Here is a 12442-nt window from a genome sequence, read left to right on the forward strand (position 1 = left end):
AATGACAGTTGTTGGCACAAAGCGGAAGTAACCCTCTGAATTTAATTATGTATCCGGCAGTAATGAGCAAATAGCAGCCGTTCACAATTATGATTTCAAAAGATCATACCTATGTTAACTTTTTATTTCGTTGAATACCTGCAAAGTATGTGTATTTGCACAGGTATAATAGCTAACCAATCAAAAATGTGATTTTACTTCCTATTAAATAGATTTATTAATTCTCGCTTTACCTAGCCCATAAAATTCAACTTATTGATTAATAATTAGATTATTAAAGCTATTTCGTATTTAATAGGACACAACTAAGGGCTCGATAAGACAGGTCTCGCTTTCTTTTCGAAAATTAAATATGTTAGCGCCCTTTAAAATGTAATTTATTAATATTAATCAATTGCTTATTGTCATTTTTTATCAAATTTTAGGTGATGTCTGAAAATTACATATCCGGCATTCTCGATAATAAGCGTTAGAGCTACAGGAAAGTATGAACGAATCTGAGAAGAAAATAGTAGAAAACATAGATAATTTTGATTGTCATGTAACTTCAGTATTTGACCCAAATGGAGTGGAGCCAAACTTCACCTATTCAACCGGTTTAACCAAAACTTTAGGAGTGCCAGAATTAATTGTTGTGGGCTTGTCGCCTGAATTAGGTCATTCAATTGTAAATAATTACAGGGACAGAGTTAAAGCTGGTGAAGTCTTTACTAACAAAGAATTCTATTCAGATTTTTTAGAGGGATTTGATGTAACTTTTGATTCGGTATCAGATGAAAATAAAAAGGAATTCTTGTTAAGCTCAGTTTGGTTCTATGAAGAGGAATTTGAGGCAATTCAGTTAATTTTCCCTACAACTACCGGTGTATGGCCTTGGGACCCTGATGCGACAGAAAGCTTCCAAAAACTGCAACCATCTTTGTCAGGCACCGGAGCTTGGTAGCTCTAACAAGGCCGTTAAACCTAGGACACAAAACAGCAGGCTTGTGCTCCTACGTCGCCAATTTTAGCCTGCTATTTTGTGCCGTTTACGGCAAGCGTTATGCGTCACTTTAAATCTCTGTCTTTACAGTGGTTTTTGCCTCAAGTCTTTTCTTCAAATCAGCTTTTAGGTACAGTGGCGCAATTAAGTTTTAAGTTGGTCTTGGCTTTTCGTTTTTCAATTTAAGCTATGACCAGAATCATCATTCACCAGTCGAGCGCTTCTTTGAATTTTTGGTTTGGTGAGTGTTTTTTAATTTAAGTTTGGCTTATTAGTGCAGGCGCAAGCGCTTTTAAATTTGAGTGTCAACGCATAACAAAGTCGTCAACGCGGACAAAAAACTGTTGGCTGCTACGCTTCGCTTCACATTTTAGCCAACAATTTTTTGCCGGTTACAACGGCGTTATGTGTCATCGAGGGATTGATTTGATTGAAGTAAAAAACTCCTATAAAACCATTGGCATTGATGATATTGATCAAGCGCAAAAAGCTCTTTCTATTAAACTCCCAGAGCAATATGCTGAATTCCTCTTAAAGCACAATGGTGGAACAATATTTCCAGATGGTGTTATGGTTGATGGCAAACATTTTGATTTCGTAGCTTATCTTTACTCTATAAAAAATAAATTAGCGGTTGATGACTTAGTAACAAAATGTAATGAGTTAAAGGGCATGGTTTTAGATCATTATCTCCCATTTGGAGAAAGCCCGGGAGGTGATGTTTTCTGTTTTAGTCTACTCAAACATGAGCTTGGTGCTGTTTACCACTGGGATCATGAAGAGGCTAATTATGAGGGAGAGCCTTGGGAATACAACATGACCAAAGTAGCTGATAGCTTCAGTATGTTTATTGAACAATTATACGATTGTGATGAATAACACAAATCAATTAGGGTCAGAGTCGTTGATACTATTAAAATGATTAACCCTCGTTTCTGTTACAGCTTATGAAGAAACGGAAGTAATTAATTTTGCATCTGGCTGAAAGAAATCAATACCATTACTTTAAAAACTTAGATATTGATAAGTTTTGTAGTTAAGTTTTAATGGCAATTAATTCCATTTAATTGCCTCAACTCTTATTACAAACCTAACTTTGTTAACTCTTCAGCGGTATCAACGAAAATACCCTGAATATCTTTTGCTTCGCGTTCAGTTTGCCCACCATGCTTTAAAAATGCTGAGATAATGGTTTGAGTTTTCTCTTCTTTAGCTCGTTCTAGAAAGTATCTTAATTCTAATTCAGTACCCGCATCTTCATCTATGATAGAAGCGGCAATGATTTCTTTATACATCACAATATCACGAACTTCCCAACTACCAACAATTGACAATAATTGCTCTAGAAAGCCATCCATCTCATTTTTAGGTATATATTGAGTAATGATGTTTAATTGCTCAGCTTGTTGTGCGGTAAAATCTACGCCTGTTAACAGTGCTTGAAGCGCTTTCCCTTTTCCTAGGCGAAGAGCAAATTGCACAGCCCCTTGGCCTCCTGTTGGGATGTTAATATATAGTTCTGGCTGAGCAAAAGCTGAGTTTTCAGTGCCATAAGCAAGATCACAGGCCATTACAAATTCATTACCACCACCTCGGGCAACACCATCAACAACTGCAATTGATAGCTGTTTCATCTTTTTGATGTTTGCAATCATGTGATTGAATTCTATTGATGCGGCTTGTCCTCCTTGAGATCCATTTATAACGTTCAGATCTAAATGCGCAATAAAAAATGCCTCATGAAATGACTTAAATACAACCGCTTTAGTCTCACGGTCATCTTTTAGCGATAACACGAACTGATTTAACTCGTTAATTAAGTCAATAGTTAGAATGTTAACTGGTGGATTGTTAATTATTACGGTAGCAACCCCCGCGTCTTTTGTGATGATCAATTTGCTCATGGCTCTCTCCAATTGATTGGTAATTACGTCACTCGATATTGACTATGTCGAGTGAATGAAACGAATGTAATGTTATTTTTGGTATCCAAAAACAGACAGAAGTGAATTACAATGTTTCCTTATTGGAATCAATTGGTGGGTTTATGGATCTCGCAAGCAGACTTTTACTGTTATTAGAAGTTTCTGAATTAGGCAGTTTTGCAAAAGTGTCGGAATACCGAAATGTCAACAGATCTGCCGTTTCTAAGCAAATAGCAAAGCTTGAGGAAGAGCTTGGAGTTCAGTTACTCAACAGAACCACCCGTTCGCTGTCACTAACAGTTGCAGGGAGCGAAATGGTGGGTCAAGCAAAACAGTTGAGAGATTTACTAACTAACTCTAAACGTTTAGCTGAAAACTATCACAGTGAGCCAAGGGGAGAGCTTAAAATTTCCAGTTCTACACTGTTCGGCCGCCAACATGTTCAAAAAGCCATATTAACGTTTCAAACACTCTACCCAGATATTCGAGTGGAGTTGTTACTTGAAGATAGAATGGTTGATATTGTTGGGGAAGGTTTTGATATCGGTTTTCGTATTGGAGAGCCAAAAGAGTCAAATCTTGTAGCAAAAAAAATTGCTCGAAATCGATTATTGATTGTCGCATCTCCTGACTTTTTACAAAAATATGGTACGCCAACAACAGTGTCGCAATTAGAAAGTTTGCCAGCGGTTGTTTATTCAGCCCAAGGGCTAGTCATTGATAAATTTAAATATACTGAATGTTCAGGCAGTGAAGCTCATTTTCAGTTAACGCCAGCTTATAAAGTCAATGAAGTAGAAATGCTGATTAATACAGCTTTATCAGGAAATATGCTAACAGTAACCACAGCTCAGATGATAGAAAACGAGATACTGGATGGTAAGCTTGTTCCTATAATGACTCATCTAAACTTAACCGACTACGGTACATTTTATGCTGTTTACCCTCACCGAAATGCGCCGATGAAAACTAAATTATTTATACAAACACTTATCGAAGTTATTGGGGAAAAAGTACCAATTTGGGAAACCAGAATTCCGAATTTTGATAAGATGTATAAGCATGATAGTTAAGTTTTTTATGGTGTTTTTCTGCTGCCATTAGGTGAAAGTAGATAATCATACTTTCAATTTCATTGCGCTCGTTTTTTAACATCTTCTAATCAATGCTTTAACCACCTTAAGCGTTTGCGTTTCAATCTTAATCTATTGTTTTAATTCATAATCAGTTAGAGTAATTACTGGGAATGTTTAGTTAAAACAATAGAATGAGCAATAATGTTATTGAAAGGGCAATAGAAACTATTCGCTTAAAGTCACAAGGGGCGTGTGGCGAAATTGATAGCTTTGTAACCATTAATTTTCACCCAGATAGGTTTACTAAAGATAACGTGCCGCTGTTAGTTGCCATAGCTGAAGCTGGTTGCTTAAAATCGCAATTTGAAACAGGTACGAGTAATGGTGGCTTATCAGCTTTTTCAGGTGGAGAGCGTTGGCTTTGGGAGCAGCGTGTATTTGATGGCGCTTACGATAACGCTGCAAATGCATTAAGACCAAAATATGGAGCACTGAATTTTCGTCATTATGAAACGGGGGCATCCCCACGTTTTGGTTCTGCTTATTTTAAGTTAAAACGTCATACACTTACCCGCACGACTTTTTGTTATCCAGACAGCTATTTTGAGCCAAATGATTTTGCTGTCTCAAGCCATCTGCAATCATTAATAGATAAAGCAAACTCAGCAAGTGAAGACTTACTCGATGACTACATCGAGGCGCATATTCATGGTGAGATTTCGTTAAAAAATGACATTGAATGTTTAGTATTAGATCCCATCTACCGCGCTACCGAAATTGAGCTGCAAGCAAATGCATTAGGAGTGCCTGTTGAGTGGCACCAAGGTTTTACACTGAGCATTAAAACGATGCAAAAATACCCAAATTATCGTGGTCAGCAGTTTATTGAACTCGCAAAGCAGCTTGCATTAAACGAAGAAATTAATGCCAAAATTGTTGGCGAAGCTGTGACAAAACTTGGCTATGATGAACAAGACGTTAAAAAAGTGTGGCACTATTTGGCAAGGTTTGGTTACCCACTTTAACGTACTGTATGCAGGCCTCATTATTAATTTCTAATATCTATGTTTTGGTGCTGGTAGCGTTTATTGTTTACCTTTCTTCACAGTCTTATTCGTGTCTTTTTTTAATTATTATTGCCTCCTTTTTTTGCCTGGAAAGTCTAATTTAAATCTTCTCGAACGCCTTATAGTCAGAGGGGTATAACTTGGTTTTGGTTATTTTTAGTTTGTAAATCAATTGCTGAGCAAAGTTGTGAACCTTGTTTTACTTTAGTTTTTACCTATTGACAGCGTTGTCAAAAAGTACCAGTATCCGGTACGTTAATTAATTGTTAACGTTCTAAGGGCAGAAGAATGAAAAAAACAAATTTAGTGTGGGCGCTCCAATTGGCATTGGCAGCACCTTTAGCAGCTAATGCACTCAATGTGCAACCCGATCCACAAAACCCTAATGGTTATGTGTTATTAAAAAGCGAAGTCGCAACAGCGGCACAAAATAAAACCGCAAACCCGATGTATGCCATTTGGTCTAATGCGCTGCGTACCGCCGATAATAGTTTAGTTGAATCTATTGTTCCAAATGGCGCTACCAACCCTGTAAACGTTAAGCGTGCTGAGCGAGTTTTTGGTGAGCTGCAATGGAATTTTCTAACGCAAATGGCTGCGCCAGAATATACCTATACGCGTTTCTTACGTGCAATTGGAAAGTTTCCAGCCTTTTGTGGTGATTATACGGATGGGCGAGATGCCGATGCGATTTGTTTACGTTCAATTGTGACGGCATTTGCACACTTTGCACAAGAAACAGGTGGTCATATTGCTAAAGATAATATTTCCGATAATCCGAACGGGCTAGAGGAGTGGCAACAAGCACTTGTTCATGTAAGGGAAATGGGATGGTCTGAAGGGCAACCAGGGTATACAACAGGATGTGGTCAAAATGATTGGCAGAACCGTCGCTGGCCATGTGCACCTGAACAGGGGTATTTTGGTCGCGGTGCCAAACAACTTTCATATCACTTTAACTATGGTGCATTTTCAGAAGCCATGTTTGATGGTGACGCCACGGTGTTATTAAATAACCCGGCATTAGTAGCCGATTCATGGCTAAACTTAGCGTCTGCAATTTGGTTTTTCTTAACACCGCAAGCGCCAAAACCAGCAATGCTACATGTTATTGACCGTACTTGGTCACCATCGCAACGAGAAAGCTCGGCAGGTATTGGCTATGGTTTTGGTACCACCATCAACATTATTAATGGCGGTATTGAATGTGGCGAGCAAAATAAAAATAAAGGCCAGCCAGTTAACCGTATTCGCTATTGGGAAGGGCTTTCTGCACATTATCAAATCCCCATTGAAATGGATGAAGAGAATACATGCTGGCAGCAAACGCCATATGGCAGTTTGAATTTGGAAGGTGCAAACGATGTACTTTACACTAATTGGGAAGGTGATTGGGCTTACTATGCGGATAGACCAGGAGGTTATGCGTTTGAATGTAAGCTAGTTGCCTATCAAACGGCATATTCTGCACTAGTACCTGGCGATTATGAGAAATGTGTCACTAACTTCTATTTGTCGCATGCAAATTGGCCAGAAGTAAGACTGGTTGATACTTTACCGGATCCGGTAGAGCCACCTGCTACGGGTAATGCGTGGTCGGCAGATAAGGTTTATTTGCAAGGTGATAAAGTGGTGTATGAAAATGCTGAGTATCAAGCAAAGTGGTGGACGCAAGGCGATGTACCCACTGCGGGAGGGCCTTGGCAGTTGCTAACGAACACGCCGCCGCCAACAGAGCCACCAACGGAGCCGCCAGTTGAGCCACCAGTAGAACCCCCAGTTGAATCACCAGTTGCACAATGGCAGCCTGGTGCCGTGTATGTTGCGGGCGATCAAGCTGTATATGAAAACAAAACTTATACAGCAAAATGGTGGAACCAAGGTGAACAACCAAATCAAAGCAATGCTTGGCAATAAACATTAAGCTAAGCGCAATGTTCGAATATTAAAACCGCAAGCTCGCAAGCACGCTAAAAGCGCCCTTGCGAGTTTTTATTGGTGTATTTAACTCGAGCACAAAGCTTAATTACGCTCTGTTAACTCCAATATTACGGTTAGTAGGCAACACCAAACACCCCCCGAAGATCTCAGCGAGCATGCTTGTTTAGTGCATTTAAACCAAGATATTTGGCAGTTTGTAAAGGGACAACAAAGCATGGCTGTGAGAGTAAACGGCCCATTGGTGTGCAATGATGTTACCACCCTTGTTCAAGCCACCATCAACGGCACTGGTATTGCGAGAATACCCTACGATATCGCAAGTCACGTTATTGATAATCGCCAGTTAATACCGATTTTACAAGATTAAATCCATGCCAGTAGTCAACTATGGGCTGTGTATTTATCTCGTAGCTATCAGCAGCCAGTGGTGAGAGCGTTTATCGATTTTGTCGCGGAACGCTGGCAACACGATATTCTACCGCCAATAGAGAGTTAACTTTTTATTGTTAATTAAATCAATTAGTAAACTTACTATTGCGTTATTGTTGTTTTGCTTTCAAGAGTCCCTGTATACCAATTATTGTGTTTTTTTGAATACTTTTGATTTATTGGCAGGTCTATCACTGTAGATTTAATTTTGAAGAGACAGTGTGACATAAATGAAAGTGATATCCAGCAGGTTTTTGGTAGGTGTTTTACTTAGCGTATCAGGCGCGCTTATGGCAATAAGTTCTTTGCTTATTGGGCAAGATGTTAGTTTAAACCGTGTTTTAGATTTTTATTTGCTTGAAGGATTAATCAGTCAAGAGCATGCCAGCTTAATTGCAGCGTTTGCCTTTGCCACCATGGCGATACTGGCTGGATTAAGTATTAAAAGTGATAAGGCGCAAAAATTGCTCGCGATTTGTTTGCTAATTATTAGCGTTACACCCTTGTTTACTTTATTAGATAGCAGCCGATGGATAGCCGAGCTGGGTGGTTTTCCTGCCATCGGTTCGGGCCAAGGTATTATTAAATACTTCGCGTTAATGGCGATCGCCATTCACCTTTTTTATGCACACAATATGACATTACGCCAACAACAATGGGTGCAACTATTCCCCGTTGTTTTAGTGTTGTTATGGATTGGAGGCATGAAGTTTACTGAAATAGAGGCACAAGGCATTGAAGATCTGGTTCGCTCGTCGCCATTAATGAGTTGGATGTATCATCTTTGGTCAGTGCAAACAGCGTCAAACCTGATTGGTATTTACGATTTGATTGCGCTCGGCTTGCTGGTTTTATCAGTATACTTCCAGCGCGTATTGTGGCTTGGTATTTTAATGGCTGGGGCAGTCATGCTTACCACTCAAACATTCCTCTTTACATGGCCTCCAGCGCTATCAAGCGATACAGTGCTTAGCTCAGGCGGGCAGTTTTTGATTAAAGATCTGTGGTTTGTTGCTAACTTGGTGCTGTTTACGTGTTTGGCAATTAAGCAATCAAAACAAGCACAATTGAGAGATTAATAGTCCGCTAAATCCACTCATTTATTTGCGTGTTACTCGCATTACCTGTATCAATTTTGATTCAGGTAATGTGAGCTTCCTTACCTTCATTTATACCTGATAGTTACTGCCATATACGTTATTTTTGAGGTGCAAAAAATAATCGCTTGTTATTTTTTAGACGGTCGGTCTATAATCGATTTATGACAGAGAAAACACCACAACCTCGCAAGCGAGGACGGCCGAAGAAAAGTGAGCGAGCTCACCTCGACACACGAGCTGAATTAATTCAAAGTGGTTTGGCGCACTTTACAGAGTTTGGCTTTGTGGCGTCAGGCATTGATATGATCCTGAAAAAAACAGGCACACCGAAAGGTTCTTTTTATTATTATTTTGACAGTAAAGAGGCGTTTGGTAAGGCAGTAATTGACAATTACGCTCGGTTTTTTGCTAAGCGATTAGATGGCTGTTTGCTTGAACATTCGGTTGACCCAGTAACGCGAATTACTCAGTTTGTCGCGTTATCTAAACAAGGTATGGTCAAGCATCAATTTACGCGTGGTTGCCTTGTTGGTAACTTAGGCCAAGAAGTCGATCTGTTACCTGAAACGTTTCGAGCTTTACTGCTAGCTATTTTTAGCGAATGGCAAGATAAGCTGGCGCTGTGTTTAAAAGAGGCGCAACAGCAAGGGCTTTGCGATAAAAGCAAAGACCCTCATGCCTTAGCTGAATTTTTCTGGGTTGGTTGGGAAGGCGCTGTGAGTCGCGCTAAATTAGCGCAGTCGACCAAACCACTCGATAGTTATTTAAATCACTTTTTAATGTTGCTGAAATAAAATTTTTTGTAATTTAATAGACGACCAGTCTATATTTGGAGGTAATACCGATGAAAGCAGTGCTAATTGAAAAAGATGAACAAGGTTATCGTGCAGCCTTACAAGAACTTGAACCGAGCTTTTTACAAGGTGGTGACGTCGTCGTTGATGTTGCCTACAGCACGTTAAATTACAAAGATGCGCTTGCCATTACAGGTAAAGGCCCGGTTGTAAGGCAGTTTCCGTTGATCCCAGGCATTGATTTAGTGGGCACTGTGGTCGAAAGTGACAGTGAAAAGTTTAAAGCGGGTGATAAGGTATTGCTAAATGGCTTTGGGGTCGGCGAGCAATATCATGGTGGCCTTGCTCAAAGAGCCTGCGTTAAAAGTGATTGGTTAATTCATCTGCCGCCACAAATCACACCCTTTCAAGCGATGGCAATTGGCACAGCTGGATATACGGCGATGCTATGTATTATTGCGCTTGAGAAACAAGGGATTACTCCAGACTCTGGTAAAATCTTAGTAACTGGCGCCAATGGCGGGGTGGGCAGCTTTGCCATTTCATTGTTAGCAAAATTGGGCTATCACGTGGTTGCTTCAACTGGGCGCGTGTCAGAGGCTGATTACCTCATTCAGTTGGGCGCAAAGGATGTTATCGACCGTAATACCTTGTCAGAACCTGGTCGACCATTAGGGAAATCGTTGTGGGCGGGTGCCATTGATTCGGTTGGAAGTCATACGTTAGCAAATGTATGTGCTCAGATGGAGTATGGTGGGTCAGTCGCGGCATGTGGACTGGCACAGGGTATGGATTTTCCGGCAACTGTTGCGCCATTTATTTTACGTGGTGTGAACTTGCTTGGTATTGATAGTGTGATGCGGCCAATTCCAGATCGTGAAGCTGCTTGGCAAAAACTGGCAAAGTTGATTGATGACACCATGTTAAAAGATATTGCAACGACCATTTCACTGTCACAAGTAGTCGAAGTATCAAATGATTTATTGGCGGGTAGGGTGCAAGGTCGAGTTGTCGTTGATCTAGCGCTTTAAAACAGATGGCAAAACGGTTGCCTGAAAAGCATAGGTAACCGTTTTTTATTTATTCTTTTTGAGAAAGCAGCTTTATTGACTAGTTATGGTTTTGGCTCTGTTGTGCGTCAATGTCTTCTTGAAGTGCGGAAATTTGTGCTAATACCCCGACAAACTTTTCTCCAAACTCAGTAATTGTGTATTCCACGCGCGGGGGAATTTCGTTGTATTCAACTTTATCTAAAATGCCAAAATCAACATTACGCTTTAGGCATTGATTAAGCACTTTGGTCGACAGTCCATCGACACTGCGAACCATTTCACCGGGTCGATTAATGCCATTTTCGAGTAAGTGGTAAACGGTTAGCGACCATTTACAGCCAAATATTGTTTCAACCATGCGTGCACTTGTTTGCGGTGCCATTTTTCGTGTAAAAAACTTTTCTTGTGATTTCATAAAGATGTACCAAAAAGTACCTACCTAACCAAATTGTACTTACTATTCAGCTACCTACAGATGCTTTTAATATTACCACGAGTTTAATTATAGGAAGAAGAATATGACAAATTTTAATTATCAGCGTGCTTTGGTTATTGGTGGTTCTAGTGGCATTGGTTTTGAAGCGGCAAAGCAGCTGCTTAAAGCGGGCGTATCGGTTTCGATTATTGGTAATAATGGGAAAAAGCTAGATGACGCGGTAAACGTACTTTCTAACTATGGTGAAGTAAATGGTATTCAATTGAACCTTTATGATGAAGCGGCCGTAACACAATTCATTGAGCGCCTTGAGGGTAATTATGGTTATTTAGTGAATGCAGCTGGGTATTTTAGCCCTAAACCTTTTTTAGCACACTCAATTGCGGATTATGAAAAGTATCACGCCCTGAATAAAGCAACATTTATGCTGACACAAGCGGTTGCTAAGGGCATGATTTCATTAGGTGGAGGCAGCATTGTTAACATTGGTTCGATGTGGGCAAAACAGGCAATTGCCGCAACGCCTTCATCAGCTTATTCTATGGCGAAAGCTGGGCTGCATGCATTAACGCAACACCTAGCAATGGAATTAGCAGCGCACAATATTCGTGTCAATGCAGTTTCACCAGCCGTTGTGAATACACCCATTTATCAGCATTTCATTGAAAAGGATGAGGTTGATACTGTACTTAAAAGCTTTGATGATTTTCACCCGATTGGTCGAGTTGGGTCGCCAAAGGATGTTGCTAATAGCATCACCTTTTTATTGTCAGAACAAGCAAGCTGGGTAACGGGTGCAATTTGGGATGTTGATGGCGGCGTGATAGCAGGTCGAAATTAAGGCATACACGCGCCTAGTGTTAGGCGCTTTGGGGTAATTTAATGATTAATATGAATTTTGCACAAAGGGTTGTGATAAATACATCCGAGCTTGACTGGGTTTCGAGCCCTGCTAATGGCGTACTAAGAAAACCATTAGAACGCGAAGCGAAAGAGTCAGGTCACACGACAAGTGTTGTTCAGTACGGCCCAAATACGGCGTTTGCAACACACCCACACCCCAAAGGCGAAGAGATTTTTGTGTTAGAAGGTGTTTTTTCGGATGAGCATGGTGATTACCCTGCGGGCACTTACTTACGCAACCCACCAGGTAGTTCTCACGCGCCCTTTAGCAAAGACGGTTGTATTATTTTGGTAAAACTCAATCAATTCTCTCCAGGGGATACTGAGTTGGTCAGAATAAATACGCGTGAGGCCAATTGGCTTGCGGGACATGGTGGATTAGAAGTGATGCCGCTTCATGATTTTGAGCATGAACATGTGGCGCTGGTGAAATGGCCTAAAGGTGAGGTTTTCCAACCCCATGCTCATTTTGGTGGGGAGGAAATATTTGTGTTATCGGGAGAATTTATTGATGAACTTGGCAGGTATCCGAAAGGAACTTGGCTAAGAAGTCCACATATGAGCAAACATCATCCTTATGTTGAACAGGAAACCGTAATCCTAGTTAAAACGGGACACCTACCGATTGCCTGAAGTTTTATACTGAAAACAAAACGGTTACCTATAAATACAAAGGTAACCGTTTTTAGTTATGATTTATAAAAGCTATTTACAGCTCACTTGGCCTTTTTATGCGT

At 40.3% G+C, this 12442-nt stretch carries 13 protein-coding genes; 11 read left to right on the plus strand and 2 right to left on the minus strand.

Going from position 1 to position 12442, the window contains the following annotated elements; translation table 11 throughout:
- The first annotated feature begins 487 nt into the window (after positions 1-487).
- Together OM33_RS16675 and OM33_RS16680 are read left to right on the plus strand one after the other, a co-directional pair.
- Positions 488-943, plus strand: coding sequence for a DUF4262 domain-containing protein (locus OM33_RS16675; RefSeq protein ID WP_040135239.1), 456 nt, complete (start codon positions 488-490; stop codon positions 941-943).
- A 465-nt stretch (positions 944-1408) separates the two neighbouring features.
- Positions 1409-1861: an SMI1/KNR4 family protein gene (locus tag OM33_RS16680; protein ID WP_199922614.1), complete on the plus strand. Its 453-nt coding sequence runs from the start codon at positions 1409-1411 to the stop codon at positions 1859-1861.
- A gap of 203 nt (positions 1862-2064) precedes the next feature.
- Here OM33_RS16680 and OM33_RS16685 read toward each other — a convergent pair whose 3' ends face one another.
- Positions 2065-2886, minus strand: a complete 822-nt coding sequence (locus OM33_RS16685) for an enoyl-CoA hydratase/isomerase family protein (RefSeq protein ID WP_040135243.1) — start codon at positions 2884-2886, stop codon at positions 2065-2067.
- A gap of 143 nt (positions 2887-3029) precedes the next feature.
- Here OM33_RS16685 and OM33_RS16690 point away from each other — a divergent pair, with 143 nt between their 5' ends.
- From OM33_RS16690 to acuI, 7 genes are all read left to right on the plus strand, one after another.
- Positions 3030-3980, plus strand: a complete 951-nt coding sequence (locus tag OM33_RS16690; RefSeq protein ID WP_040135245.1) for a LysR family transcriptional regulator — start codon at positions 3030-3032, stop codon at positions 3978-3980.
- A gap of 194 nt (positions 3981-4174) precedes the next feature.
- The gene (locus OM33_RS16695) at positions 4175-5008 is read left to right on the plus strand and encodes a DUF3626 domain-containing protein (RefSeq protein ID WP_040135247.1); all 834 of its coding nucleotides are present in this window, start codon (positions 4175-4177) and stop codon (positions 5006-5008) included.
- Positions 5009-5338: 330 nt separating this feature from the next.
- Positions 5339-6967 carry a chitinase gene (locus OM33_RS16700; RefSeq protein WP_040135249.1) on the plus strand — a complete coding sequence of 543 codons (1629 nt, stop codon included), beginning with the start codon at positions 5339-5341 and terminating at the stop codon, positions 6965-6967.
- A 130-nt stretch (positions 6968-7097) separates the two neighbouring features.
- Complete coding sequence (locus tag OM33_RS22395) at positions 7098-7358, plus strand: LysR substrate-binding domain-containing protein (protein WP_081991179.1); 261 nt, start codon at positions 7098-7100, stop codon at positions 7356-7358.
- A 352-nt stretch (positions 7359-7710) separates the two neighbouring features.
- Positions 7711-8499 (plus strand): DUF417 family protein, encoded by a 789-nt coding sequence (locus OM33_RS16710; protein ID WP_234402774.1) that lies wholly within the window; start codon positions 7711-7713, stop codon positions 8497-8499.
- Between the two features lie 182 nt (positions 8500-8681).
- Positions 8682-9314: an acrylate utilization transcriptional regulator AcuR gene (gene acuR, locus OM33_RS16715; protein ID WP_040135252.1), complete on the plus strand. Its 633-nt coding sequence runs from the start codon at positions 8682-8684 to the stop codon at positions 9312-9314.
- A gap of 50 nt (positions 9315-9364) precedes the next feature.
- Positions 9365-10345 (plus strand): acrylyl-CoA reductase (NADPH), encoded by a 981-nt coding sequence (gene acuI, locus OM33_RS16720; protein ID WP_040135254.1) that lies wholly within the window; start codon positions 9365-9367, stop codon positions 10343-10345.
- A 79-nt stretch (positions 10346-10424) separates the two neighbouring features.
- Here the strand turns inward: acuI and OM33_RS16725 are convergent, their stop codons facing one another.
- On the minus strand, positions 10425-10781 hold the full coding sequence (locus OM33_RS16725; RefSeq protein WP_040135255.1) for a winged helix-turn-helix transcriptional regulator: 357 nt from the start codon (positions 10779-10781) through the stop codon (positions 10425-10427).
- Between the two features lie 103 nt (positions 10782-10884).
- Here OM33_RS16725 and OM33_RS16730 point away from each other — a divergent pair, with 103 nt between their 5' ends.
- Both OM33_RS16730 and OM33_RS16735 read left to right on the plus strand, forming a co-directional pair.
- Complete coding sequence (locus OM33_RS16730; protein WP_040135258.1) at positions 10885-11643, plus strand: SDR family NAD(P)-dependent oxidoreductase; 759 nt, start codon at positions 10885-10887, stop codon at positions 11641-11643.
- 41 nt (positions 11644-11684) lie between these two features.
- Entirely contained in the window at positions 11685-12338 is a 654-nt protein-coding gene (locus tag OM33_RS16735; RefSeq protein ID WP_040135259.1) for a cupin domain-containing protein, read from the plus strand.
- Positions 12339-12442: the final 104 nt, after the last annotated feature.

The organism is Pseudoalteromonas piratica (assembly GCF_000788395.1).
Taxonomy (GTDB): Bacteria; Pseudomonadota; Gammaproteobacteria; order Enterobacterales; family Alteromonadaceae; genus Pseudoalteromonas; species Pseudoalteromonas piratica.